Origin of the sequence: Salinimicrobium sediminis (assembly GCF_900215295.1) — a bacterium.
Lineage (GTDB): Bacteria > Bacteroidota > Bacteroidia > Flavobacteriales > Flavobacteriaceae > Salinimicrobium > Salinimicrobium sediminis.
The window spans coordinates 1,532,545-1,557,856 of sequence record NZ_OCMF01000001.1; the positions used below are offsets into that span (position 1 = coordinate 1,532,545).

The 25,312-nt window shown below is 41.1% G+C and carries 22 protein-coding genes; 16 read left to right on the forward strand and 6 right to left on the reverse strand.

What is annotated here, in order from left to right:
- The first annotated feature begins 375 nt into the window (after positions 1 to 375).
- The 4 genes from CRO16_RS07090 to CRO16_RS07105 all read left to right on the forward strand — a co-directional run bounded on the left by CRO16_RS07090 (position 376) and on the right by CRO16_RS07105 (position 3,687).
- On the forward strand, positions 376 to 741 hold the full coding sequence (locus CRO16_RS07090; RefSeq protein ID WP_097055591.1) for a hypothetical protein: 366 nt from the start codon (positions 376 to 378) through the stop codon (positions 739 to 741).
- 99 nt (positions 742 to 840) lie between these two features.
- Positions 841 to 1,344 carry a hypothetical protein gene (locus CRO16_RS07095; RefSeq protein ID WP_097055592.1) on the forward strand — a complete coding sequence of 168 codons (504 nt, stop codon included), beginning with the start codon at positions 841 to 843 and terminating at the stop codon, positions 1,342 to 1,344.
- Between the two features lie 88 nt (positions 1,345 to 1,432).
- Positions 1,433 to 2,371, forward strand: a complete 939-nt coding sequence (locus tag CRO16_RS07100; protein WP_097055593.1) for a calcium/sodium antiporter — start codon at positions 1,433 to 1,435, stop codon at positions 2,369 to 2,371.
- Between the two features lie 38 nt (positions 2,372 to 2,409).
- Positions 2,410 to 3,687 carry a dicarboxylate/amino acid:cation symporter gene (locus CRO16_RS07105; RefSeq protein ID WP_097055594.1) on the forward strand — a complete coding sequence of 426 codons (1,278 nt, stop codon included), beginning with the start codon at positions 2,410 to 2,412 and terminating at the stop codon, positions 3,685 to 3,687.
- A 99-nt stretch (positions 3,688 to 3,786) separates the two neighbouring features.
- Here the strand turns inward: CRO16_RS07105 and CRO16_RS07110 are convergent, their stop codons facing one another.
- Complete coding sequence (locus tag CRO16_RS07110; protein ID WP_097055595.1) at positions 3,787 to 7,344, reverse strand: ABC transporter permease/M1 family aminopeptidase; 3,558 nt, start codon at positions 7,342 to 7,344, stop codon at positions 3,787 to 3,789.
- Entirely contained in the window at positions 7,341 to 8,267 is a 927-nt protein-coding gene (locus CRO16_RS07115) for an ABC transporter ATP-binding protein (protein WP_097055596.1), read from the reverse strand. The genes CRO16_RS07110 and CRO16_RS07115 overlap by 4 nt, the downstream gene beginning before the upstream one ends.
- Positions 8,268 to 8,588: 321 nt before the next feature.
- Between CRO16_RS07115 and CRO16_RS07120 the strand changes: the two genes are divergently transcribed.
- The 4 genes from CRO16_RS07120 to CRO16_RS07135 all read left to right on the forward strand — a co-directional run bounded on the left by CRO16_RS07120 (position 8,589) and on the right by CRO16_RS07135 (position 13,563).
- Complete coding sequence (locus CRO16_RS07120) at positions 8,589 to 10,022, forward strand: serine hydrolase domain-containing protein (protein WP_097055597.1); 1,434 nt, start codon at positions 8,589 to 8,591, stop codon at positions 10,020 to 10,022.
- Positions 10,023 to 10,116: 94 nt separating this feature from the next.
- Entirely contained in the window at positions 10,117 to 11,526 is a 1,410-nt protein-coding gene (locus CRO16_RS07125; RefSeq protein ID WP_097055598.1) for a sensor histidine kinase, read from the forward strand.
- Positions 11,527 to 12,213: a LytR/AlgR family response regulator transcription factor gene (locus CRO16_RS07130; protein ID WP_097055599.1), complete on the forward strand. Its 687-nt coding sequence runs from the start codon at positions 11,527 to 11,529 to the stop codon at positions 12,211 to 12,213.
- Between the two features lie 252 nt (positions 12,214 to 12,465).
- A complete protein-coding gene (locus CRO16_RS07135) occupies positions 12,466 to 13,563 on the forward strand; it encodes a serine hydrolase domain-containing protein (protein WP_097055600.1) in 1,098 nt (365 codons plus the stop codon).
- Positions 13,564 to 13,735: 172 nt separating this feature from the next.
- Here the strand turns inward: CRO16_RS07135 and CRO16_RS07140 are convergent, their stop codons facing one another.
- Both CRO16_RS07140 and CRO16_RS07145 read right to left on the reverse strand, forming a co-directional pair.
- Positions 13,736 to 15,010: a sensor histidine kinase gene (locus CRO16_RS07140; RefSeq protein ID WP_097055601.1), complete on the reverse strand. Its 1,275-nt coding sequence runs from the start codon at positions 15,008 to 15,010 to the stop codon at positions 13,736 to 13,738.
- A 9-nt stretch (positions 15,011 to 15,019) separates the two neighbouring features.
- Positions 15,020 to 15,613 carry a DNA-binding response regulator gene (locus CRO16_RS07145; protein ID WP_097055602.1) on the reverse strand — a complete coding sequence of 198 codons (594 nt, stop codon included), beginning with the start codon at positions 15,611 to 15,613 and terminating at the stop codon, positions 15,020 to 15,022.
- A gap of 630 nt (positions 15,614 to 16,243) precedes the next feature.
- Between CRO16_RS07145 and CRO16_RS07150 the strand changes: the two genes are divergently transcribed.
- From CRO16_RS07150 to CRO16_RS07160, 3 genes are all read left to right on the forward strand, one after another.
- The gene (locus CRO16_RS07150; RefSeq protein ID WP_097055603.1) at positions 16,244 to 17,596 is read left to right on the forward strand and encodes a M24 family metallopeptidase; all 1,353 of its coding nucleotides are present in this window, start codon (positions 16,244 to 16,246) and stop codon (positions 17,594 to 17,596) included.
- A gap of 177 nt (positions 17,597 to 17,773) precedes the next feature.
- A complete protein-coding gene (locus CRO16_RS07155) occupies positions 17,774 to 18,649 on the forward strand; it encodes a hypothetical protein (protein ID WP_097055604.1) in 876 nt (291 codons plus the stop codon).
- A 101-nt stretch (positions 18,650 to 18,750) separates the two neighbouring features.
- On the forward strand, positions 18,751 to 19,215 hold the full coding sequence (locus CRO16_RS07160) for a DinB family protein (protein ID WP_097055605.1): 465 nt from the start codon (positions 18,751 to 18,753) through the stop codon (positions 19,213 to 19,215).
- Between the two features lie 16 nt (positions 19,216 to 19,231).
- Here CRO16_RS07160 and CRO16_RS07165 read toward each other — a convergent pair whose 3' ends face one another.
- A complete protein-coding gene (locus CRO16_RS07165) occupies positions 19,232 to 20,128 on the reverse strand; it encodes a sulfotransferase domain-containing protein (RefSeq protein WP_097055606.1) in 897 nt (298 codons plus the stop codon).
- A 195-nt stretch (positions 20,129 to 20,323) separates the two neighbouring features.
- Complete coding sequence (locus CRO16_RS07170) at positions 20,324 to 21,430, reverse strand: DUF6544 family protein (RefSeq protein ID WP_097055607.1); 1,107 nt, start codon at positions 21,428 to 21,430, stop codon at positions 20,324 to 20,326.
- 138 nt (positions 21,431 to 21,568) lie between these two features.
- Between CRO16_RS07170 and CRO16_RS07175 the strand changes: the two genes are divergently transcribed.
- From CRO16_RS07175 to CRO16_RS07195, 5 genes are all read left to right on the forward strand, one after another.
- Positions 21,569 to 22,468 (forward strand): DUF5996 family protein, encoded by a 900-nt coding sequence (locus CRO16_RS07175; protein ID WP_097055608.1) that lies wholly within the window; start codon positions 21,569 to 21,571, stop codon positions 22,466 to 22,468.
- 144 nt (positions 22,469 to 22,612) lie between these two features.
- The gene (locus CRO16_RS07180) at positions 22,613 to 23,191 is read left to right on the forward strand and encodes a Crp/Fnr family transcriptional regulator (RefSeq protein ID WP_097055609.1); all 579 of its coding nucleotides are present in this window, start codon (positions 22,613 to 22,615) and stop codon (positions 23,189 to 23,191) included.
- Positions 23,192 to 23,538: 347 nt separating this feature from the next.
- On the forward strand, positions 23,539 to 24,066 hold the full coding sequence (locus tag CRO16_RS07185; protein ID WP_097055610.1) for a YceI family protein: 528 nt from the start codon (positions 23,539 to 23,541) through the stop codon (positions 24,064 to 24,066).
- A 57-nt stretch (positions 24,067 to 24,123) separates the two neighbouring features.
- Positions 24,124 to 24,597 carry a hypothetical protein gene (locus CRO16_RS07190; RefSeq protein WP_143544462.1) on the forward strand — a complete coding sequence of 158 codons (474 nt, stop codon included), beginning with the start codon at positions 24,124 to 24,126 and terminating at the stop codon, positions 24,595 to 24,597.
- Positions 24,598 to 24,604: 7 nt separating this feature from the next.
- Positions 24,605 to 25,303: a DsbA family oxidoreductase gene (locus CRO16_RS07195; protein WP_097055612.1), complete on the forward strand. Its 699-nt coding sequence runs from the start codon at positions 24,605 to 24,607 to the stop codon at positions 25,301 to 25,303.
- Positions 25,304 to 25,312: the final 9 nt, after the last annotated feature.

A 25,312-nucleotide genomic window follows, 5' to 3' on the forward strand; every position in this document is an offset into this window, starting at 1 on the left:
ATGAAAAAGAAGCTCCTCATTAGAGGGGCTTTTTTTATGGGGTAAAGTGAGCTTTATTATAATTAAGGTCTTTGATGGCGGTCTTTTAAAAAAAAAATCATCTCTTCCGGGCCTAAGGGTTTGCCAGTCATTATTCCTAATCAGTTTTTCTAAAATTTTCATTTCCTTAAACATCCTCTTTAAAATTGGTTTTATAGGGATTCCTAATATCCCCAAGTGACTTCTTTTTCCTTTAGTTGATGATATTTACGATGGTAAATGACCTTGTAATTGTTTAAATTTCAGGAGTTAAAAAAAATAATTTTGTCCAAAAAAATATTTTATGCTGTTGGTTTTGCTATGTTTTTTTAACATAACAATATCTTACATTTGATCATGAAAATGCTGAAAACTGTTAGTATCTCACCTGGAGTGATTTTCTTGTTGCTAATGCTTCTTGGAAGCAGTAGTCCGCTTTTTTCAGCTAATAATTTTATTGAGAATTCTGCCATTCAGGAAGACTCAGTAGAGTTTTGGAGTGATAGTCTGGAAGATGAACAGTTAAATATTTTAAATGACTCCATTCTTCCCTTTCAAAACAATCCTGTTTTTGTCTACGGCTTTTCCGGCTTGTATGGTGAATACGATGCTCTTCTTAAAATCCATAGCATTGCATCCCTTAGCTACGTTATCTCGTGCCGTTCCATTGTTCCCGGTCTGGGCATAAGGGAGTTGATCTATCCGTTCCACGTTTTTCTTTAAATCCTTTTCATAAAAAACTAGAGGTAAATAGCCTTTTAGGTATCTCACCAGTTGATTGATACCTCTTATTTTATGTCTTAATATTTAATTGAAAAAAAAATGAAACTTGATATCATAATTGTGGACCTGATCCTTATTGCAGCAGTTGCATTACCTTATATATTATTTATCCTTTTGGGAAAAAAGGAAGAGGGTGGACTAAAAAGTAAATTTTTCGAAGAGGTTAAAAAAAATGAATTACATCTTCAGGAAAAGGACAAATGGAATACTAACCTTGTAGGCCTTGATAAGGAAAAGGCCAAAATAATTATTGTTCAAAAAAGGAAGGCCGGTTTTGTAACTGAACTTATTGACCTGAGGCAGGTACAGGCATGTAATATTCTCCAGGAGACACAAACCTTGAAATTGAACAAACGAACAGCAAACATTCTCCAAAAAATAGACCTTCAGTTTATTTTATTTGATGGAAGCATTCAAATAATCAACCTGTTCAACTGTGAGGAAACCTTTTCGCAGGAATATGAATTAGTGCATGCAGAAAAATGGAATCAAATTATAAATAGATCTCTGGTCAATCGTCCCAATGTAAATTCTGCAGCATAATAAAATATAGGAGAGGAGCCGTCATTTAAGACGCTCTTCTCCATTTCAATTTCCTCATATTTCTAAAATTCATTTCTTAAATATATAGATGATACTACAAATTATTCTACTCATTGCCGGATTTTTACTGCTGATAAAGGGGGCCGACTGGCTTGTGGAGAACTCGTCGTCCTTTGCCCGTAAAAAGAAAATATCCGATTTGGCTATAGGTCTTACCATAGTTGCTTTTGGAACCTCGGCTCCTGAACTCGTTGTGAATGTGGTTGCGGCCTATCAGGGTCATGAAGACATAGTCTTTGCGAATATAATTGGAAGTAATAACTTCAACCTGTTTTTCATTCTTGGAGTAGCCGGGCTTATATCTCCTTTGCTGGTACAGCATACTACTGTATGGAAAGAGATTCCCATCTCCTTATTTGCGGCTATAGTACTTTATTTTTTAGTCATGGAAGGTTTCTTAAGCAGGTGGGATGCTTTAGTTTTGATCATCTTTTTCCTTGGGTTTTTGTTCTACGTATACAAGCAGCTAAAAGATGTGCCTTCCACTTCTCCCGCACCTTTACAAGAGAAATCAAACCTCAGAATTTTTGTTTTTATTATTCTGGGCCTGACAGGCTTAATAGTGGGTGGAAGACTCGTGGTGGAAAGTGCAATGGATATTGCAGGAAGTCTTGGGATGAGTGAAAAGATTATTGGGATAACTATTGTAGCTGCAGGTACTTCTTTGCCTGAATTAGCTACTTCTGTTATTGCAGCTTTAAAGAAGAACAATGACATTGCTGTAGGCAATATTATTGGCTCCAATATCTTTAATATTTTCTTTATTCTTGGATTAAGTGCGTTGGTGAGACCTATAAATTTCAGTCCGGTTTTTAATATTGATCTATATCTGCTCTTTGCCGGTACAGGGCTCTTGTTTCTCTTTATGTTCCTGGGTGGAAAAAGAAAACTTGAACGTTGGGAAGCCGGGTTCTTACTTATGAGCTATATAGGCTATACCACTTATCTGGTGCTTAAGGAGGTGTAATTTTCTTTTCTCTGATCATTAATTAGTAATTGGATTTTATGAAGAAACAAGGATTTCCTTTGCATTGGAAGATTCTTATTGGAATGTTTCTCGGGGTAATTGTAGGTTTAATATTAGGACAATTTGAATGGGGACCTGGTTTTGGGAGGGATTGGATCAAACCTTTTGGTACTATGTTCATAAATGCCCTGAAGCTTATAGCAGTACCTTTAATACTTGCGTCTCTCATTAAAGGTGTTTCAGACCTTAAGGATCTTTCAAGTCTTTCTAAAATGGGATTTCGTACGATCACTATTTTTCTTTTTACCACCGTCACTGCAGTATCATTAGGACTTCTCCTGGTAAACACCATCAAGCCCGGTTCTTCAATATCTGAAGAAACCAGGAAAAATTTATTGGCAAGTTATGAATCAGAAACTGCCGCAAACATTGAAAAGGCAGATGAACGTTTGGAAACAGGGCCCCTACAGGGGATTGTAGAAATTATACCGGAAAACTTTATCTGGGCTGCTGCAGACAATCGTAATATGCTCCAGGTAATTTTCTTTGCCCTTTTAATAGGGGTAGCATTAATTCTAATTCCTGAGAAATCGGCAAAGCCCTTAAAGGAATTTTTTGACAGCTTCAATGAGGTGATACTTAAGATCATTGATATTATAATGATGACAGCTCCTCTTGGGGCATTTGCTTTACTGGCGGCTCTCGTTATTGATGCCCCAAGTGTAGATCTTTTTGCTGCGCTTGGCTGGTATTCTATTACGGTTATCATAGGCCTGTTCCTGATGATTTGCGTCTATGGAATTCTGGTGTACACCTTTGCAGGCAAATCTCCGTTCCAATTTTTTAAGAAATTGGCGCCGGCTCAATTATTAGCCTTTTCTACCAGTTCAAGTGCAGCGACGCTTCCTGTCACTATGGAAAGAGTAACAGAGCACATAGGTGTGCCTAAAGAGGTAGCAAGCTTTGTTCTTCCCATAGGTGCCACTATAAACATGGACGGTACCAGTTTATACCAGGCTGTGGCTGCTGTATTTATAGCTCAGGCCTTTGGTTTGGATCTAAGTTTGGGAACTCAGTTAGGTATCATAGTAACTGCAACTCTTGCTTCTATTGGGTCTGCGGCAGTCCCCGGTGCGGGAATGGTCATGTTGGTAATTGTACTCGCACAGGCGGGAATTCCTGAAGCGGGCCTGGCTTTAATTTTCGGAATTGACAGGCCATTAGATATGTGTAGAACAGTAGTAAATGTCTCGGGAGATGCAGCGGTTTCAACATTGGTGGCAAAAGCCATACCTACTTATAAAGATGGGGAATGACTTTTAAATAACAGAGGATAAACCGGTCACCCTGACATCGGTCTTTTTAAAAAAAGCCTCCAAATCATCGTTTTTAGAGGCTTTTTTGTTTTTGATATTTTACAGCTTTTTAAAATTATTTAAGGGTTCCCTGTCTATGAGCAAATGATTGGGATCTATTCCCACCAAATCGGGTTCTTTATTCACCTGAATTGTGACCGAATTTTCTCCTGAAGTTATTCTATGCCTTTTTAAGTAAAGTAATTCTCCGAGATCACCTTCGGGAGAGTTGGCGTATACGGCCAGATCAATATAATCCGCAACAGGCAATTCTGTGACCACACCTTTTTCATCTACTGCAATTTTTTTGATCTCAAAATTAAAAGTGACCTCCCATTTACCATTTTTGGAAGGAGTGACAACAGATTCTTTGGCTTCCATTTCCCAGAAAGTATTCTGCGCAAAAAGGTCGTGCAGCAGGTACTGCAGGGAATCGGGGGTTACCTGTTGGAGTTCGGCGTAGAGATCGAGGGTCGTGGGAAGTGGCGGTTCTCTGGACTCAAATCTTTCCAGCAGTCTTTTCAACGCCAGATTCACCTTTTCTTCTCCAATATATTCCTGAACAGTGTACAGCGCGAATGGACCCTTGCGGTAAGCGTTAAATTTATCTGTAGCTCGAAGGAGAGGAACATCGGCGGGGGAGCGCGGAGATTCATACTCCATTCTCATCACGTGTAACAGCGTCTCGAGATGCTCCTTCCCGAAGGTATTTTTCACCAGCATCCACGAGCTGTACCACGCCAGGCTTTCAGTAAGTATGGGAGCTCCTTCAATATAGGCAGGCCTCAGTTCATTCCCCCACCATTGGTGCGCCACTTCATGACCGGTTACAGCAAACGGAAAATCAAGTTTCCGGTGATCTTTTTCGGGTGCAAAGAAGGAAAAACCTTCAGTGTACGACATGGTTACGGGATTACCATTAAGCCCGACTCCGCTTCCGGGAAATTCAACCAGCCTAATCTGGCTGTGAGGATACGGACTAAAATTTTCAGAAAAATATTCCAGCGAGGCTTGAACTCCATGAAGCATTCGCTCAAGATTTCGGGTGTGTCCGGGATGATAAAAGATCTGGATATCGACATCATTCCAGCTCGATTCGTGCAGTTTGTATTCCGCAGAAAAGATCTCGTAATTATGTGTGATCGGAACATCTGTGGCGTAGTCAAAATAGTTGCGATCGTCTTCTTTCCAGCTTCTTTTGAGAGTCCCGGCGGTAATTGCAGTCTGCTCTGAAGATGTACCCAAAACCGCTTCAAAATGTATTTTTTCGGCTCCGCTTATGTCCATGGTTCTAGTGCGGTCATATAATGATGGCACCCTGGACTGCAGCGGCAAACCAAATTTTTCCCTTTGCGCCTTATCACTTATTTCCCGGCCCTCCTTATACCCAATAGCAGGTAATAAATGATAACCAATATAAGTCCCATTTGCAACTACCTCCTGATTTCGGCCATAATTGCTGAATCCCTTTTGATCCAAACGCGCTAAAAATTCCAGCTGAAGGGAATCTCCCGGCAAAAGCGGCTTTTTAAGCCTGTAGATTCTGTGTCCAAGATCATTGTCGATAATGACCGCGGAAGTTTCTTCGGAAAACTTCATTTTTTCAGGATCAACGTCTGAAGTAGTTGAGATATGAAGCGTATCGATCGCTTCGGAAGTTTTGTTCACGAGCTTGTAAGTTCCTTTAATTTCTGCTGCCTGTTCTTCAGGATAAAGTTCCACCTGAAGTTTGACTTCAGAAAGGATTGGCTGAAGCGCATTTTTGAAATTTCCGTATTTATTCTCATAAAGTACCTTCCGTTCTGTTTTCTCAGTGACCGAATTGTAGTCGTTCAGGACATTGGTATTGTAAAACACATATCCTCCGACAAGGAAAACAACCAGAAGGGCCGGCAGGCCAACCTTTGCGGGAGTTCCGGAGAAATTTTCCTTCGCCTGATTATACCTTCTGCTAAATTTAGATTCCTTTCCTCTCACCCAGAACAACCTCGACACCAATGCGAGCAGGATCGCCCAAACCGCCCAATAGAACTTGAACCAAAGCCACGGACCGATTGATGATGCAAAACCACTGATTTCAGAATAAAACCATTCCGGAGCCGCGCCGTAGATCAGCAGGTTGTGATGAAGGTTCATTAGCCCCGGGAAGTACATGTAAAAGAACATGATAAAGAGTACCAAATGCCCCACATACTTCTGGTTGACCAACACGTGAACCAGAAAAGCCACGGCGGTAAAAAGCAGCAGATCAAAAAATCTCAAACCGAAAAGCACTTTTAGATAGAGCATAAGATCAACTGACGGGGAATCAAGTAAATACTGAACAATAAAACCGGTACACATCACCAGCAACTGCAAAAAGAACAGCAGGATCGCAAGACCGAAAAATTTTGAAAGGAACAAGACCGAATCCTTAACCGGGGCAGCATCATTGATCTCGTTCAAGCGTGAGTCCCGTTCTTTCCAGATGAGATCACCGGCGTAATATGTGATCAAAAGTGCAAAGACCAAACCTGTTCCCATGGCTTTGAGAAAGCCAATCACGACATAGGTTGTAGGGATCATAGGCACGCCCAACTGACCTTCAAGGACTTCTTTACTGGCGATGATGCTAAGCACAGCAATAGCCGGATAGATGAGCCACACCATTCCCTTAAACATGCTTCGGAAGGAGCTTAGACTCAGGTAAGTCACCTGCCGGATTTTTGTTCTGAGGTCAAAACTTCTTTGAACCAAGGGTGCAGCAACTCCGTTGCTCCATATCTTTTTTGGAATTTCTGAAGTGCCTGGATTATTTGTCCTGGATTTTCTTTTACTGCCGGTTTGTAACTTAAAACTGAAACTGAAATATGCCCAGGCCAGTAAAACAAAGGAGCCGGCCAGCCAGAACAGCCTGTTTAGAAAGAGGAACTTATCGGCTGCCACAAATCCCGATTTTAGCTCCAGGGGCGTCTGTACCTTCCGGAGTTCCTTAAGAATGGTAAGACCCGAAAGGTCCAGTTTTTTAGCCAAAGCCCATTTTCCAATTTCCCCGGCAAGGATGTCCATCGTGAATAGAGCGATCATAAAAAGCAAGGCTGCTCCAAGAAAGGCGGCCATAGATTTTCTTGTGGCCAGGCTAAGCGCAAAAAGAAAGCTGCTGGTTATTAAAGTATTCGGAATTGCAAAATAGAGAATTGCAGAGGTGTAGGAAGTGAAATAATTAGGCCCAAAATACTCGTGTAAAGCAGGAATGAGCGACGTCAGGAAGAGAGATAAAATAATTACCAGCAAAACCATAAAGTTAATGCTGAGCAGCGCCAGGAATCTTCCACCCAGGTAATTGATCTTTCCCAGCGAAGTGGTGAACAGAAGGGGTTCCATTCCTGCCTGCCGGTCCCTAACAGCTGCATTTCCACAAAGTGCAGCTGTTAACAGCAGGCCGAACATGCTGCTTACCGCTGTGACCAAAGAAACAATGACAGGAGAGTTCAGAAAATAACCGCCCTCTTTGACACTGTCGATCAGCGAAACAGTCGCCAGGCCACTAAAGCCCAGGACTACCACAATAAAGATCCAGGTCGCGGGGCGGCTTAGCTGATACTTTAATTCGAATTGAAAAATTTCCCTGAACCTCATGACAGTACCTCCCTTTCTTTTTGTTGCGCTACTTTTCCGAGAAAACCTGACATAGTACTGAAATAAACATCTTCCAGATCGGGTTGTACAGGATGGAATTCGGGAGCCGGCTTCTCTTCAGAATAAAAATGCACCACCGTTTGCCCCGCAAGAAGCTTTGTAGAAATCACCTGATAATTTCTTTCAAGGGCGGCTAATTCAGTTTTGGCTGAAATTTTCCTCCAGATCTTTCCTTCCAGGTCCTTAACTGATGCTATGGGTTCTGCCTCAAGAAGAATTTCCCCTTTATTGATGATGGCCATGCGGGTGCATAGTTCAGAAACATCTTCTACAATATGAGTAGAAAGGATAACTGCGCTGTTCTCCCCCAATTCACTTAAAAGGTTCAGGAAACGGACTCTTTCCGCAGGATCGAGTCCGGCAGTTGGTTCATCTACGATCATCAGCTTTGGATTTCCAATTAGTGCTACTGCCACTCCAAAGCGCTGTTTCATTCCGCCGGAATAGCCGCCGAGTTTCTGCTTCCGTACATCCCAGAGATTGGTTTGCTTCAGCAGAGCTTCAGTAACATCTTTCCTTTCGGACTTGTTGGTGATTCCCTTCAAAACCGCAAAATGATCAAGAAGTTTTTCCGCAGAAATGCCTTTATAGACTCCGAATTCCTGCGGCAGATATCCAAGGGTTTTTCGAAGCTCTTCCTTTTGCTTCACCACGTCCATACCGTCGAATAGAATTTCACCTTCATCGGGATCCTGCAGGGTCGCAAGAATTCTCATTAAGGTAGATTTCCCCGCCCCGTTGGGCCCCAGAAGTCCGTACATCCCCGGGGGAATTGTGAGAGAAACATCCTTTAGCGCCTGCACGCCATTGGGGTAAGATTTCGAGACATTCCTGATCTGTAAGATTGCTTCCTGATTTGTCATTTTTAGAGATTATGATTGATTAAACAACATTAAAACATCTTCTTCCGGAAGAAAATAAATTGTGACGGAAGCAGGTATTTATGTGACGGCTTTCCGTTCGCATACCAATTGCTGACCTAAATATTAAGATTGACAATCAGGCACTTATGGCTACCCTTATTTTATTTAAGACGCCTTACATCAGGAATTGTAACAGATGAAGGTCCGCTACTCCTTTTACTTACCTGCCTTTCCATTGGTCACATCTTTTAATGCATCTGTCACATAAACTTCCTTTTTAGATGGGTCTGCCATAGACTTGTAGGTGTAAAAAACAACTGTATGAAACCTATCTATTTATTGTTTGTGGGGTTTTTTGTGTACAATCCCGCACTGGCTTTTCAGTCTGAGATCATTGATAACAAACCCGGTGATCCTTTTAATTTTGAGAGGGTTGAACAGGTTTCGGACTCTCTTGCACATTTACTTATTAAGGACAACCTGATAACCGGGATGAGCATAGCCATAGCCGAGGCGGGCAAGGTGGTACTTTCTAAAGGCTATGGCCTCGCCAATGTTGAGCACAAGGTCCAGGCCACTCCGGAAACCGTGTACAGAGTCGCCTCAATAACAAAGCAGTTCACGGCAGCAGTTATATTAAAACTCATAGAAGAGGGCAAAATGGAAATCAGCGATACGCTGGGAAAATATTTTCCTGAATATCCAGCTCATGGTGCCGGAATTACCATTCAACAGCTTCTCAACCAGACTTCGGGAATTGGAAGTAAAAAATATAACACTGAAGTAGAAAAAATTGCAGCCGGAAGGAAAGCGTTTTATGAACTTTCTGAAGAGGAAATAATTGAGATGTTTGCCAATGCACCACTGGACTTTGAACCCGGCGAGCAATTCGCATACAGGAACCAGAATTATATTCTCCTGGGTATGATCATAGAAAAAGTCAGTGGATTGCCTTACGGGCAGTATTTGGAGGAAAAATTTCTGAAGCCACTGGGGCTTGAACAGACCGGGTACTGTGATGAAAGTCGAATTATAGGGAGCAGGGCACAGGGCTATATCTCTGCCAAGGGCGAAATCTTCAATGCACCTTATATCAATATGAAGAATCCCGGCGGAGCCGGGGGCTTATGTTCCACAGTGTTGGATCTCGTTCGCTGGAATCATCTTCTTTATTCGGGACAGGTAGTAAGCCGGGAGTCTTTAGATCAAATGACTGCTTCAGGAATTTTGGAAGACGGTCGCCCCACTGAATATGGATTTGGTTTGAAACTGGGTAAGCTCGGAGATCACCGGAAAATATACCATGGCGGCTCTATCCAGGGCTTCAATTCCAACCTCGAGTTCTATCCTGAAGAAGATCTCAGTATTGCTGTGATGACCAACACAGGATCAGGCCAGGATGAGAAAATATCTGAAGCTTTGGCAAGGGCCGCATTTGGCCTGGAAATTAAAAACAGCGAGCTGTCGGCGGCCGAAAGACAAAAGTATGAAGGAAGTTACATGGTCAAAATTCCCGAAAAGACAATTGAGATCCGCTTCTTCTCAAAGGATGACCAACTACAGGTTGACCTCGCCGGTCAGGGTATTTCCCCGCTGTTGTTCCAGGGGAACAGTAGGTTTGTGGCGGAATTAGACAAGAATTTAGTTTTTACATTTTTGGAAGAGGATCAAGGATTCCCTGAACTTACAGTTGAAATGCAGGGAAAAACATTTTCCGGCACCCGAAAAGATCTTACTTCCATAGAAGATAATTAAAGTGCCCGAAATTCGTCACTTTGGGCACTTCATTCATCACATTTACTATTTTTTCGCAGCTAATTATGTTAATCTTGTTCTATAAATATTGATAATGAATATTCTTAATGCATTTGATTTGAAAAGGGAGTACAGCCTCACAGAAAAGGTGGAGTTCGGTCTTGCGACCCTCTTATTCTTTCTGGGATTTACAGTAATTATTGCTGAAGGTCCAATTCCGTATGCTGCTCTTTGGGGAGTGGATTATCTCTACTTTATTCTTGTCCTTTGTTTTTTTTACTTGTCATTTCTACTGCTGAATTTTGTAGTTGTTCCCACCATAGGAAAGCGCGAAGCCTTATTGCGGAACATGGTCGCCATAGTAGCAATCTTTGGAATTTCCTTTGCTCTTTCCCCGCACCTCGATGATAATGTTCTTATTACTGTCCTGGTAGTGTATTTTTTTATAAAATTCAGTGTCATTTTTCTATGGAGAAGATTCAGGGCCTTTAGAGAGGAAAAAGGCAGCTTTTCTACAGGGATCTTACTTGCTGTTATCTTCTATCTCCTCCTCATGTTTTCAATGTTCTTAGGGGAGGCGCACCCCGGAGCAATAGCAGTTCCGGGCATTCTTGTCCCCTATAGCATTGGATTTTATGTTTTTTCATTTCATAAGCTCTTGCCGGTGGCTGTGCAAAAGAAGCACCCGGTCTGGGATTATGTCTGGAAGACTTTTCTCGTCCTTTTATTTTCGGGCATTCCACTCGGTTTTCTGATATACCTGTTAACCGGGGATGAAGATTTGCCTCTAATAGTGGCGATGCTTAATTTCCCTGTACAGTTTTTCATCACCGCTCCAATTAGCTGGCTTGTTTATAAGCGGCATACAAAGGGGAAGGAAGAAGTGGACAAACTCCAGAAGGAACTGGGACAATCTACGGCAAAATTTGACTTTTTGAGATCTCAGATCAATCCGCACTTTCTGTTCAATGCTTTAAATACTCTTTATGGCACGGCAATCCAGGAGAATGCAGATCGCACAGGGGAGGGCATTCAGAAATTGGGAGATATGATGCGGTTCATGCTGCATGAGAATATGCAGGAAAAAATTTCGCTTGAGCGGGAGATCGAATATCTTGAGAATTACATCAGCCTGCAACGGCTGCGGACAGATCCGAGTCCCACAGTTACCATTCAGGCGCAAATACAGCAGCAATTTGAATATGCGCAGGTCTCTCCGATGTTATTGATCCCTTTTGTGGAGAATGCTTTTAAGCACGGGATTAGTTTCAGGGAAGCTTCTCACATCAAGATAGCGTTGGAGAAGAAGGAAAATACGCTATATTTCGATGTGTACAACAGCAAACACCCCCGGGTGGAAAACGATCCGGAAAAGGACAAAAGCGGGATTGGACTGACAAATGTGAAACAACGGTTGCAACTGCTGTATCCTAAAAAGCATGAACTTTTGATAAGGGAAAATTCAAAGGAGTTTTTCGTTCACCTTACACTTCAGTTGAGTTAGATGAAAGCAATCGCCATAGATGACGAACCTTTAGCACTGGAGGTGGTAAAATCACATGCTTCAAAAGTACCTTTTTTGGAACTCTCGGCGACGTTCACCGATGCCTTTAAAGCTCTCGAATATCTGCAGAGGGAAAAGGTGGATCTCATCTTCCTGGATATTAAAATGCCAGATATCTCCGGAATAGATCTCTTCAGCAGCCTGAGTAAAAAACCCCTGGTCATTTTTACTACTGCTTATTCTGAACACGCCGTGACCAGCTTTGAACTCGATGCCGTGGATTATCTGCTGAAGCCTTTTTCGCTGACCCGGTTTATTAAAAGCTGTAATAAAGCAAATGAATTATTCAATTTCAGAAACTCTGCCGAGCCTTCAGATTTTATTTTTGTTAAAGACGGATATGATCAGCTGAAGATCCACTACGACGACATCCTCTATCTGGAAGCCGCAGGGAATTATGTCACTTTTATGCTGAAGGAAAAGAAAGTGCTTACCAGAAGTACATTTCAGGAAGCCCTGAATCTTTTACCGTCAGAAAAGTTTGTGAGGGTGCATCGGTCATATATTGTCGCAGTGTCGAAAATTGATAAAATTGAGAGGCATCAGGTGACGATTCAGAAGAACACTGTTCCTGTTAGCGGGGCATATAGGGAAGACCTGAATAAAGCGTTGTCGAAAATAAAGTGAGAATTCAAGTAATCCCTCCACCCTGTCTTTATTGTACTGCAATTCGGTGATTATAGAAATGAAGTCTCCGGAGTGGCCTATATAAAAAGTGGAATTGGACGAGTCGTTCGGGCATCAACCAGACAACAATTTGAAAAAGAAGATCCTCAATGGAGGAGCTTTTTTTTATGGAGCAAAAAGGTTATCAATACCCATATATAGGTATTGTCTTAGTTTTTATTTAAAAATATCTTTCCTGAAAATTTAAAGTATATGAAGAGCTGTTTTTACCTTCTTCTTTTTGTTTTGTTGTTGGCCGGATGCGATCCCGCAGATGATAAAATTGAGGAGAACTTAACCGGATCGGAAATATTTGAATCCCTTGATGAAAAAATTCAAAAACTTCTGGATGATCATAATGTAAGTGGAGCACAGCTCGCAATAGTAAGGGATGAAAAACTTGTTTATTCCCAGTCTTATGGATTTGCGAATCTTGAGGAATCTATTCCGGTTACTTCACAATCCCGGTTTCGAATAGCCAGTATTTCCAAGCCTATAACTGCAGTAGCAATATTAAAACTTAAAGAACAAGGTTTGCTTGATCTGGATGATCCTGTTTTTGGTGTAGGTGCAATTCTTGGAACTACCTATGGAAATAAACCTTATGGAGAGGATATAAAGAAGATTACAGTAAAGCATCTTCTGGAGCATAGATCGGGGTGGACCAATACCCCTAATGATCCTATGTTCGCAAATTTGAATTTTACTCATGCGCAGCTTATTGGAGATGTACTGGATAACCGGTCTCTCACAAATGCACCCGGAAGTACAGAGTTTTATTCAAATTTTGGATACAACGTGCTGGGACGGGTTATTGAAGCTATCACCAACAAACCATACAGCACTTATGTAAAACAGGAAATCCTTACGCCGGCAGGAATAACAAATATGGAGATTGGAGGTAATACTTATTCAGAAAGGCTTATGAATGAAGTAAAATATTACACCCAGGAGAATTTTGATCCATACAAAATGAATGTTTCCCGGATGGATTCACACGGAGGTTGGATAGCTTCTGCTGAAGACCTGGTAAAATTGCTTGTAAGAATAGATCGCAAATCATCCAAACCCGATATATTAAGTAATTCCTCCCTTCAGGAATTATATTTTGGATATCAATACTGGTATTTCTTTGGATCCTTACCGGGCACATCAACAGTACTATCAAGAGTGAATGACCGTACCGGGTACGCACTACTTTTGAATTCAAGAACTCTTCCTCCCAACGGAATTTTAGAGGAAATGAACAGCATTGTACGAAATGAACTTATCTCGATCCCTAATTGGCCGAATCAGGATCTTTTTAAGTAGGACTGTGATGCGATATTATATCAAGACTACCATTTTTATTTAGGTTTAGAATTTCCGAAAAATAAATTAGCCTCTAAAACCTATCTAACAATAGTCCCCTTTCTTTTAACGGAAAGGGGACTTTCTTCTTTACCCAAAAAAATTAGCCCAATAGATAAATTCCCTATAAATATTAAGGAAAGCTGAGAATGGTAGTGGTGCCGGTTCCAATTTCCGACTTGATTTCGAGACCTCCTTTTAGTTGTTTCGTCAGGGAATGCATGAGAGACATTCCCGATCTCCTTTTATTTTTATAAAGATCGAAACCGTTTCCATTATCTCTGATCTTAAGAATGTATTTATCAGAATAACTAAAGAAGATCTCCAGTCTTGGCTGATCAGTGTTTATGAAGCCGTGCTTAAAACTATTGGTTATAATTTCGTTGCAGATCAATCCAAGCGAAATAATTTTTTCCACAGGTAATTCCAGGGGCTCAATGTTGTAATCAATAATTTCCTTACCATCCTTAGTCTCATTGCTCCCATTATAAAGAGAAAGTATACTTTCACAGAGCTCCTGAATATATTCAGGTATATATATGCTTATCCTCTGGTTAGGACCGTATAGCTTTTGATGCACAAGAATAATAGAAATAAGACGATTCTTGGTTTCTTCAACCTGGGAATGTTTTTCTCTATTTTCTTCATCCAGGATCTGCATGTCCAGAAGGCTAATGACCAATTGCAGGTTATTCTTTACCCGATGACTTAATTCCTGCAGGAGGGTTTCAATATACAGGTTTCTCTCTTTGATCTGGGACAAAGAATTTTCCAGAGCTTCATGCTTCTCTTTTAATTGTACAGATTGATTTTCTATTTCTAAACTTTTCTTAATGATCTCCTGCCGGTCTTTGGACATCCTGTTCCTAAAATAGATCGTGACATAAGTTGTAAGACCCATGGAATAGAACATGGTGGTCATATGATCAACGGCCGCCTCTCCATTGGAATTATAAGGGGTGATCCAGTGTGGGAAAAAATATTGCAGGAGGAAAAGGGAAAAAAGAAATAAATAAAGACTTCCGGCTATATGTTTTTGATATTTCTTTGGGGTGACCAGGATGAAAACGTTGAGTAAAACAAGAACCAGGTAAGGAACTGTACCGCTAAACCCACTGTTATAAAAATACATGATTCCAAGGATCAGAAATATCGCACTTAAATAATAAACAATGAAGATGCTGGAGAACCTGAACTTATATCTGGAGAGATAAAATAAGTAGAATGCCACTAAACTCCCTATGAAACTTAATCCTACGACTATGAGGTTTAGACCGATTAAATAGTTTAGCAGAGTTCCTACAAGAGCAAAAACCCCAATTGAAAATGCTGAAATATTAAAGATCTTTTCTTCAATTTCGAGTTCAGGACTCCCTCCAAGATTTCGAAAAAAACCTGCCAGATTCATCGATCTGTTTTAATCATTTTTTATCCATTTTAGTCTCGAGGAGAGTGCAATGAGTTCATAGGTTGAATTTACCTTATACTTCCTGAGCATATTTTTTCTTTGAGTTTTAATAGTGTGCTCACTTAAAAAAAGGAAATTACCTATGTCTCTGCTATTGAAGCCTTTTATGAGGAGTTCAATTATTTGAAGCTCCCGGGCACTGGGCTTCACTATACTATCTTCCAACCTGTTTTTTTCAACTTTGTTCAATGCTATTGAAAAAGCCACAAGCAACTGTCTTTCAAGAAAGGGTTTGATAAGATATGTCACGGGTTCTGTTTCCAGGGCTGCATCCAGGTAATTCTTGTCACTGTACGCAGTTACGTAGATTACGGGAACATACCGTTCCTGCTGAATTTTTTTGACAACACAAGTACCGTCATGACTATTGTTCAAATGGATGTCACTTATGATTAAATCAACCGGCTCTTTTTTAAAGATTAAAAGCGCATCCTCCTCGTTATCTACTATGGTAATATCACAGTCGGTATGCTTTTGAAGAATATAGCTGATATTCTCTGCGACGAGAATCTCATCCTCAATAATTAAAATGTTGATTTTCATCTATTAAGGATTTAAAACTTTTAAGTACTTGTAGAGCGTGTCCAAATAAAATAAAATTCCTGATTAAATATGATATGATTTTGTTCCTCTCTAAAATTTTTTTTCAGGTATTTTTAGAGATAAATAAAAGTAGACCACCAGATTTGACCTAACAATACCTATAATTAGGTAAAATAGGGAAAGAGACCGGGGGTTCCTGCCGTTCAAGGGTGCAGGTTTTTATAGGGAAATCTTAATTCTTTCCTCCGCCTGAAAATATTTTCTTCTTTCACAGCAAAGCAGTCATAATATGAGCAGGAGAAAGTACTACTCAGGGGAATTTTGGGCTTAAAAAATACCACTAAAGAGGTATTTTAGGAGAAGCAACTGTAAGATATATTTGTTTATACAGTATAGGCAATGAAAGAACTGGTTGAACAGGACGAAGAATTTAAGGAGGTGTACTTAGCTACCAAAGCAAGTATATTGACCTTAAGTCTGACTATCGTAGCTGTCTCAGCCCTCCTCATTACTTTCATCATTTTCTTATAATAGCCTGAACTCCTTTCCGGATTCTTAACCCTTCACCTGTAGAAGAGTATAAATTGCTCTTATTGATTTTTTATATCTTCAGGATCTATTGCTAACCTTATGAACATATCTCTTTCTATTTCCAAGACCTGTTTTTCAGTTTTCCTCTTTTTTGTTCTGTTTTCTTCCGAGGCACAAATTGCTTCTGAAAAAGAGCAGGCACAGATCGTCGATGAGGTGCTGGAGGACCGGTTTAATAAATTACTGCCAAAATTAATGGACCGTACCAAGATTGACATGTGGATCCTTATTTCCAGGGAATACAATGAAGATCCTGTAATGCGGACCATGTTGCCTGCTACCTGGCTGAATGCCCGCCGCAGGACGATGCTGGTTTTTTACAGGGATAAGGAAATTGATACTCTGGAAAGACTGGCCGTTGCAAGATACGACGTGGGCAAAAGTATTACTTCTTCCTGGGATTCCGAATCACAGCCCGATCAATGGCAGGCACTGCTGGAGATTATTACAGAACGGGAACCCGAAAAAATCGGGCTGAATTTTTCTGAAGATTTTAATATTGCAGATGGAATTGTAAAGACAGATTATGAAGCCTTTATGGCAGTACTTCCTGAGACATACAAAAAGAGGATCGTATCTGCCGAAGCCCTCGCCAATGCATGGATCGAAACCCGTACAGAGAAAGAAATGGAACTGTACAGGGAGCTTGTTGCTATAACAAAAGATATTATCCGGGAGGCTTTTAGTAAAAAGGTCATTACTCCCGGAAAGACCACATCTGATGATGTGGTTTGGCGGATGCGCCAAAAGGTGACAGATCTCGGGTTGGAAACCTGGTTTCATCCCACAGTAGATATACAGAGAAAAGAAGAAGCCCTCAAAGATCATATTGAAGCTTTTTCCTCGGGTTACGCAGACCAGGTGATTTTACCCGGAGATCTTTTGCATTGCGATTTTGGCATCACTTACCTTGGACTTAACACAGACTGTCAGCAACATGCCTATGTGCTAAGGACAGGAGAGAGCAATGCTCCGGCTTATCTGCAGCAGGCACTCGCCACAGGAAACAGGCTGCAGGATATTCTCACCTCTAACTTTAAAACAGGTCGCAGCGGAAATGAAATTCTTGCTGCTTCATTAAAACAGGCAAAGGACGAAGGATTACGACCTTCAATATATACCCACCCGTTAGGGACCTATGGACATTCTTCAGGACCCACCATAGGAATGTGGGATTCGCAGGATGGGGTGCCGGGAGCAGGGGATTATCCTTTATTTCCACAGACTGTTTATGCCATTGAGCTTAACACTACTATTGCGATTCCGGAATGGGAAAAAGATATCCGTATCATGCTCGAGGAAGTTGGTTATTGGGGAGAAGAAGGATTCAGATATATCAATGGGCGACAAACCGATCTCCTGCTGATATCATCAAAAGAGGAGGAAGAGTAAAAGAAGTTCTTCAACAGAGTGTCTTTTTTAATGGGATAATCAGGAAATTTTTCGCTCTGTCTTTTTTCTTTACAATATTGCTCCTTTTGTTCTGAGGCCTTTGCTGGAAAGGCTTCAGGTGCAGAGTGTTTCTTAAAAATTTGGCGTTTATGAGGTAATTCTTTATAATCCCACCCTATGAAAGAAAAACTCCATCAAGAACAATTGGACCATCAAAATGAATTCAGGATCACCGGGATCTCGAGAAGCGGAAATCACGCCGTGATCAACTGGATCCTGGGTCATATTCAGGATAAGGAATTCTGTTTCCTCAATTGTACCGAGCCTAAGTTCAATCCATACGAAACCTGCCGTCCCCTGGGGTCCGAAGAGGATTCCTGGTATACCAATATTCCGGATTTCAATATTGAAGAAGAGCGAAAAGGAAATTTTATTTGGAAGGATTATTTGCTTTACAGCCACGAAGATTCTTTCCTGGGTCCTTTAGAGCATAGAGAATTCAAGAAGAACAGGGAAAGGTGGATAGGAAAAGCGAAAAACAGAAAAGACATCCTTATCATCAGGGATCCCTTCAATCTTTTCGCCAGCCGGAGAAAGGCGGGATTCCTTTTAGGACACGAACCTGAAGCCGGTCCCAAACCCATGTCTGTACATTCCATACGTCGCATTTATAAACAGCATGCAAAGGAAGTTTTAGGCAAATCAAATTTTCTTAAAGATAAGGTGGTCATCAATTTTAACAGGTGGGTGAAGAACCCTGTTTATAGAGAAGCAATTGCTTTAGAACTGGGGCTGGAACACACAGATGAAGGCATGCAGGAAGTGAGCCGGGTAGCAGGTGGCAGTTCTTTCGACGGGACTTCAATTTCTGCAGCGGAGCTTCACCGAAAACTGGAAGAGCGTTGGAAAATTTACGCCCCCGATCCTGCTTTTCAAGGAATATTTGACGCCGAACTTATAGCACTCAGCAAAGAGATCTTTGGTGAAACAGAAGCATTAAAAGCCATTTTGGAATACTCCAAAAAAGAAGAAGAATTTAGCTATCCTGTTTAACTCTATAGATCAAACCGCCAAATTTATAAAAGGTTTAACTTGAGAAGGAGCGGCAGCGGCGGGAATTTTTTAATTCTCTTTGTAGATTGTGGTAAAAAGATATGAACCATAATGAAGAGTATGAGCTGCGGGAGCAACTGGCCGGGCTGTTGTGGGGTGGTTTTGCACCAAATATTATTCTTTTAAGAGAATTCGACCACAGAAAAGCTGGAGTTATTCTTGACGGGCTGCATTTTTCTGCCTGGATCCTGCTGGGGCATATTCGCGCCAGGCACAAAACCTTTCTTCAATTTATGAAACATCCCGAAAAGGAGATAGATCTGTGGCCCAAGGCTCAGTGGCCGGAAAATCATCAGCCAGGCAAAGAGGAATGGAATAAGGCTATTGATGAATATGAAGCCGAATTAAACGAGATGATCGCACTTGTAAAGGATCCGGAAATCCCCCTTTTTGAGAGGCAGTCGAATGGACGGAATTTTTCCTGGGCTGCAATGACAGTACTACATCATACAGGATACCATATTGGTCAGCTTAAAACCATTGGTCGGCAGCTGGGGGTGTGGTAGAAGGCCTTTGTAAATGTTATGAAAAAAGAATTTCCTGGGAAGCGATGATCTCCTTTTTCAGTTTTTCGGCATCTTCGGATGAAAAGCTGCGCCTAAAATTGAATTTTTCCTCCATATTTTCCCTGCCATATCCAAGGTAGTCGAGTAAAGGGCCTGTGATTGTTTCAGCTTTTTCCTTCTGCCCGGCGGTTAAACCTTCGGTCCATTGCCCGTGAGACCCTTTTTTTAAATGCTTCGGATTTTTTTTCTGAAGATGAGAAAAGGAAACCGCTTCTTCTAATTTTGTTCTTTCTTCAAAATTCAGCTCCAGCTGAAGGTAATCCAAAAGCAGGTCAAATTCACGCTGAAAATCGTTCAGAAAACCTTCAAAATAGCAGATGTGAATGTTGCTTTTTTTCTGAAGCCGAAGGTGATCCCAAACATGCCACACCCACTGCTGGAGCAGTTCTTTAAAATTCTTTTCCAGGAATGCCTGCGGCTCGGTTTCTTCCTGCGGAAAATATTTCAGCATATAATCTGAACAAAAATATCTGGATGCAGAAAGCAGCACGTCACGCGGATCTCTGATGATATAGACTTTCCTGTCAAATAAGGAGAAAATGCCTTCAGTTCTTTTACAAACCGGGGAATGCGTCCACACATGATTTGTCTTTTGAAGGTATGTTTCCCAGTTCTCCACTGGCATTTTAAAAATGCTGCTTATGCGGTAGGTGGTTTGAAGATCGGTAATGTCGATGACATCGATATCGGCCTGATTGGGAAAATTCAGCTCCCAGGTTTTAGCCAAAGAGTGTACAGGATGTTGCTGAATGAAACTTTTGGTATTATGGCCGATGGTTTCCAGGAGTTGCTGCAGAATTCGATAAAGCCAGAAATTGCCCGATTTTGGATAACCTATCTGTAGTATCTTCATAGAATAAAATTAAAGCCTCAAAAGGAAAAGGAATTGCTGCATTTTTTTCAGGGTTAAATGATCTCCTTCTGCTTTACGAAGCTTCCTTCCCGAGAAATTACGAAAAAATCCCATTTTTGAATACCTGCTGCTGGGGTTTAGGAAATCTTTAATTTTTTCGCCCTAAACAAGACGTCGGAGTTTGAATCAAGGAATTTATGTTTCAAACGCTACATGTTCATTGTATTGAATATTTACAATCTTCAGCCTTAACCAGGTCCAGTCTTCTTTTTCAAGTTTCCAGGTGGCAGTCATTTCTGAGGGGACTTTAATGCCTTCAAAAGTTTGGTAATCCAGCACTTTCAGAATCCATGGATAACGTAAAGCACCTTCAGTATTATCCTTGAAACGCAAGGCAGAGAATTTTATAAAGTCTCCGGCTTCATTGAAATAGAAGGTCCCTGTGCCTGTTGTCCCTTTATAATTCATTGTTGCCCTTGCAGAAATTTTATCTATAGCTTCCCAACTTATAAATTCGCTAAGGGCAAGGGAAGGGAACCATACCATTTCACCCAGGTAACGCTGCATGCTGCCTTCATCCAGCTTTTCCCCTTTAGCATTAACCAGCTTAAAGAGAGAGTTCAATTTAATCTTCATTTCACCCTTTCCATTCATGAATTTATCTCTTCCGCGGAAGCTTAGAAACCTGTTCATTCTCATATTCACCGTCCAGATAAAGGCCGGCAGGTCCATGCGGGAATATTGGATGGCCTTTGCATTCAGCCATTTTTTCTGCCTGGGTTTCATTCTCATTGCTGCCTCTTGTGTGATCTTCCCCACCTGCAGAAAAGGTTTGCCTACCATTCCGGAATGCAGAAGCCATTTTTGAACGGGGAGAGGCAACCCCTGTAGTGCTTCTGCAGAAACTTTTTTATCTGAAAGAGATGGAATATGGATTGATAATGCTGATATCTCCTGCTGAATAAGTCGGTCGAAATTATAGGATCCCAAAGAGAGAAAAGAAATTCCAAATATGAAGAGATTGGGAATTAATCCAAACTTTGCATCCTCCCAAAAACAGATGATAAGAATGACAGAAACTGATCCTGCCAAAAAGCCAATGAGCCATAAATAGCGGCTTTTTTGATAATAAAACACCACGAATGTGAGGATGAGAATCCCGGCCAGCAACCAAACTATGCCTGTAGTTCTGCTTATGGACAGGCTCAATTCTTTAAATTCCATTAAAGAAAATGCTTCAAGAAAACCTGCAAAGTGGATCAATCCATGGAGAAACAGGAGAGTGCCAATGAAATATTTCATAAGTGCTCTTTTAGAGAAGTACTATAAATTTAAGCTTAAGTGTCGAAATGACCGCGCTTAAAAGAGCTTATAAATTGATTTTTTTAATAGGGGGAAGTACCATGTATTTTTAGTAATTTAAAGAGCAAAATCTCAGGTATGGAACAGCGATGGCCACAACTTTCGTATCCGCAAGGCAAAGCGACTTATGAAACTCTGCACATGTGGACACAGATACTCGGGAAGATAAAACTGGAGAGATTGCCGTGGATGAATCACTCCTGGCATGTGGCATTAAAACTAACTCCTACCGGGCTTACAACCTCTACCTTACCTTATAAAAATCAATTTTTCCAGATCAACCTGGACTTGACCGTACATAAACTGGAAATACTGACCAGCCATGGAAAAAGCAGGGAATTTGGATTATCGGGCCTATCTGTCGCCGGATTTTATCACAAGCTTTTTGATTTGCTTAGGGAGCTGGACATTGAACTAAAGATTTATACTAAACCGGTGGAATTGGAAAATCCCATCAGGTTTGAAAATGACCATGTCCATCATACATATGATCCCGAGCAGGCGCTTTATTTACAGGAGGCGTTGCTGCTCATACAGGAAGTTTTCTACGATTTCAGGTGCAGATTCAAAGGTAAAAGCAGTGATATACATTTTTTTTGGGGCAGTTTTGATCTTGCCGTTTCTTTTTTCTCAGGACGTAAAGCACCAAAACATCCGGGAGGAATTCCTAATCTGCCCAACTGGGTTGCCGAGGAAGCCTATTCTCATGAAGTGATGAGCTTTGGCTTCTGGCCTGGCAACGAAGCTTTTCCCGAGGCCGCTTTTTACTCCTATCATTATCCTGAACCTGATGGGTATAAAGAAGCAGTACTGCAACCGGAGGCTGCCTATTACCATCCCGAACTTCACGAATTTCTGCTTCCTTACAAGGCACTTCTGGAAGAAAAGGACCCGGGACAAAAGTTGAGGGAATTTCTGGACTCCGCTTTTAACGCAGGAACCACGCTTGGAAACTGGGAGCAAACCGGATCACTTTAAATAAAAAAAACCTTTAAAGCCAAAAAATACTCTTCCGCCTGGGTCTCACCCATGAAAAAAAATCCATTAAATTTATGCACGGCATCGGCATACAAATGATCTGCTGAAAAGCCTCAAGAAAATTCCATTTTTAAAACTGCAGCAATGTTTGAATTTCTACATCAAAAGGTAAATGAGACTATCAACATCACCGATGAGGAATTTGAGTATGCAAAAACCCTTTTCATTCCAAAGAAGCTGCGTAAGAAACGTTTTCTATTGGAGGAGGGGGAACCCTGTATCTATACAACTTTCGTAGAAAAAGGCCTTTTGCGAAGTTTTACCATAGATGAAAAAGGCAATGAACATATCCTGCAATTTGGGATGGAAGGTTGGTGGGTAGCCGATCTTTACAGTTTTCTTACCGGCGAACCTTCAGAATATAATATAGAAGCCCTGGAGGATTGCGAGCTTTTGCTTATCACCAAATCTTCCTGGGACCTGCTCCTTGATGAAGTCCCTGCTTTTGAACGCTATTTCAGAATTCTTATTCAGAATAATCTCATTGCCACCCAAAGGCGGCTCATGGGTACCATAAGTACAACAGCCGAAGAGCGCTATACCAAATTACTTCATGATTTCCCCCGCATTAGTCAAAGGGTGCCACAGCATATGATCGCTTCATATATTGGGGTCACCCGTGAAACTCTCAGCCGACTTCGTAGTCAGATGACCTCCGGGTAGCCCGGTTAACTTTGACATAATTGATTCAAAACTCCCTGATAATTGCTGCCTGATAATTGCTAATTGTTGAAATCTCCTTGTGCTCTTCCCTTTAAACTTAGTGAGCTCTGCGTGAAATTTTCATAATGAATTTGATGCTGAGCAATTCGTACTTCTACCTTCTACCTTCTGTCATCTTCAAATTAAAAAAAAACCCTGGCTCTTGGTGCTTGTTTCAAGAAGCGCAGCGATCTAAAAAACGTGACATAGATCACATCCATTTCTTATCATAAGTCATTGGCGAGGACGCGGTATGCCTGTAAATTTGCAGAGTAACATTAAGTAATAACTAAATAAAACTTTATACTATGGCAACTACAAAATGGAATATCGATCCTACTCACAGCGAGGTAACTTTTAAAGTAAAGCATTTGATGATCTCCACTGTAACCGGAAAATTCAAGGTTTTCGAAGGGCAGGCAGAAACTGAAGCGGAAGATTTTAAAGATGTAAAAAATGTGGAATTTAAGGCAGACGTAAAGTCGATTGATACCAATAACGAGCAAAGAGATGAGCATCTAAGATCCGGGGATTTTTTCGCGGCAGAGGAGCATGCAGATCTTGTTTTTAAAGCAGCAAAGTTTGACGTAAACAGCGACAAGCTGGAAGGAGAACTCACTATAAAGAATACTACCAAACCTGTAACTCTTGATGTAGAATTTGGCGGAGTGGTAGTAGATCCTTACGGACAAACAAAATCGGGAATGACAGTAAGTGGAAAAATAAGCCGTAAAGAATTCGGGTTGACCTGGGATGCAGTTACAGAAGCAGGTAGTGTGGTTGTTAGTGACCAGGTAAGGCTTAGTGCAGAGGTGCAATTTGTAAAACAAGCATAATCTTTTTGCCGGGGAAAAGAAGACTTTCTTTTTCCCGGCAATTGAATGAAAAAGGTGATGAAGAAAACAATAGCAATCTTAGGAGATAAGAAGGGATCTTTTTCTGAAATGATAAAAGTTCTGACAAAGCAGGACCTTCGGTTGCTCTTTGTTTCTGAAGATGAGGAAACAAAAATCGGGATTAGCAGGCAACTGAAATTTCAGGATGCTACAGCCGAAATAGAATTTTTGAGCTGTGAAAGGGACGGATGCTGGGAAGCCGATATGATCGTGCTGGTGAATCCCGATACCTCTTTGGTTGCACATGTAAAAAAGATTAAAGAAGTGGCCACTCAAAAGATCGTTCTGGTCCCTTCTGAAGGAAAAAAAATTAAGGATGAACCGGATCTTCGGGAATTACTTCCCTGGTCAAAAGTGGTGGAGATCAATTTCGATAGTATCGAAAAAAAGATCTCCTTCTGCAGTAAAGATGCCCAGGCAAAGGCAGAAGTAGAACGACTTTTTGAAGGATCGGGTCATGTACTAAAATAAAATATTAATGGAAATAAAGATTTGGTCAGACGTAAGATGTCCTTTCTGCTATATAGGGAAGAAAAAATTTGAAAAAGCACTTGAAAAGTTTCCGCAAAAGGATAAAGTAAATATAACCTGGAAGAGCTTTCAGCTTGACCCAAACCTAAAGACAGATGCGGCCGGGAGTACTCTTGATTACTTTGTAAAGGCAAAAGGGGTGAGTGCTGACCAGGCCAGGCAAATGTTTAGCGGTGCCACCAAAATGGCCAGAGAAACAGGCCTGGAATTCAATCTTGAAGAAAGCGTTCCTGCAAATTCATTCATGGCGCACCGGCTTATTCAGCTGGCAAATTCGAAAGGCCTGGGAAATGAGATCGAAGAAGCACTTTTTAAGGCACATTTTACAGAAGCAAAAAATATTGACGATGTGGAAGTCCTTATAGAAACAGCGGGTTCAATAGGTATGGATGCAGAAGAAGTGAGAACAACGTTAGAGTCTGATGCTTTTGCCTATGAAGTAAAGCAGGATGAACTGGAGGCCCGAAATATTGGAGTAAGAGGAGTTCCCTTCTTCGTCTTCAATGATAAATATGCCGTTTCCGGAGCACAATCTTCAGAAGCCTTTTTAGAGGTCCTGGAAAAAGCTTGGCAGGAATTTCAGCCAAAGCCGGACCTGGAAATTTCTGAAGGCGAATCCTGTACGACTGACGGACAATGTAATTAAAAAAAAACG

Bases quoted from the DNA above. Each gene is read 5' to 3' on its own strand.
- CRO16_RS07090 (WP_097055591.1), top strand. From the start codon at position 376: ATGAAAATGCTGAAAACTGTTAGTATCTCACCTGGAGTGATTTTCTTG.
- CRO16_RS07095 (WP_097055592.1), top strand. From the start codon at position 841: ATGAAACTTGATATCATAATTGTGGACCTGATCCTTATTGCAGCAGTT.
- CRO16_RS07100 (WP_097055593.1), top strand. From the start codon at position 1,433: ATGATACTACAAATTATTCTACTCATTGCCGGATTTTTACTGCTGATA.
- CRO16_RS07105 (WP_097055594.1), top strand. From the start codon at position 2,410: ATGAAGAAACAAGGATTTCCTTTGCATTGGAAGATTCTTATTGGAATG.
- CRO16_RS07110 (WP_097055595.1), bottom strand. From the start codon at position 7,344: ATGAGGTTCAGGGAAATTTTTCAATTCGAATTAAAGTATCAGCTAAGC.
- CRO16_RS07115 (WP_097055596.1), bottom strand. From the start codon at position 8,267: ATGACAAATCAGGAAGCAATCTTACAGATCAGGAATGTCTCGAAATCT.
- CRO16_RS07120 (WP_097055597.1), top strand. From the start codon at position 8,589: ATGAAACCTATCTATTTATTGTTTGTGGGGTTTTTTGTGTACAATCCC.
- CRO16_RS07125 (WP_097055598.1), top strand. From the start codon at position 10,117: ATGAATATTCTTAATGCATTTGATTTGAAAAGGGAGTACAGCCTCACA.
- CRO16_RS07130 (WP_097055599.1), top strand. From the start codon at position 11,527: ATGAAAGCAATCGCCATAGATGACGAACCTTTAGCACTGGAGGTGGTA.
- CRO16_RS07135 (WP_097055600.1), top strand. From the start codon at position 12,466: ATGAAGAGCTGTTTTTACCTTCTTCTTTTTGTTTTGTTGTTGGCCGGA.
- CRO16_RS07140 (WP_097055601.1), bottom strand. From the start codon at position 15,010: ATGAATCTGGCAGGTTTTTTTCGAAATCTTGGAGGGAGTCCTGAACTC.
- CRO16_RS07145 (WP_097055602.1), bottom strand. From the start codon at position 15,613: ATGAAAATCAACATTTTAATTATTGAGGATGAGATTCTCGTCGCAGAG.
- CRO16_RS07150 (WP_097055603.1), top strand. From the start codon at position 16,244: ATGAACATATCTCTTTCTATTTCCAAGACCTGTTTTTCAGTTTTCCTC.
- CRO16_RS07155 (WP_097055604.1), top strand. From the start codon at position 17,774: ATGAAAGAAAAACTCCATCAAGAACAATTGGACCATCAAAATGAATTC.
- CRO16_RS07160 (WP_097055605.1), top strand. From the start codon at position 18,751: ATGAACCATAATGAAGAGTATGAGCTGCGGGAGCAACTGGCCGGGCTG.
- CRO16_RS07165 (WP_097055606.1), bottom strand. From the start codon at position 20,128: ATGAAGATACTACAGATAGGTTATCCAAAATCGGGCAATTTCTGGCTT.
- CRO16_RS07170 (WP_097055607.1), bottom strand. From the start codon at position 21,430: ATGAAATATTTCATTGGCACTCTCCTGTTTCTCCATGGATTGATCCAC.
- CRO16_RS07175 (WP_097055608.1), top strand. From the start codon at position 21,569: ATGGAACAGCGATGGCCACAACTTTCGTATCCGCAAGGCAAAGCGACT.
- CRO16_RS07180 (WP_097055609.1), top strand. From the start codon at position 22,613: ATGTTTGAATTTCTACATCAAAAGGTAAATGAGACTATCAACATCACC.
- CRO16_RS07185 (WP_097055610.1), top strand. From the start codon at position 23,539: ATGGCAACTACAAAATGGAATATCGATCCTACTCACAGCGAGGTAACT.
- CRO16_RS07190 (WP_143544462.1), top strand. From the start codon at position 24,124: ATGAAGAAAACAATAGCAATCTTAGGAGATAAGAAGGGATCTTTTTCT.
- CRO16_RS07195 (WP_097055612.1), top strand. From the start codon at position 24,605: ATGGAAATAAAGATTTGGTCAGACGTAAGATGTCCTTTCTGCTATATA.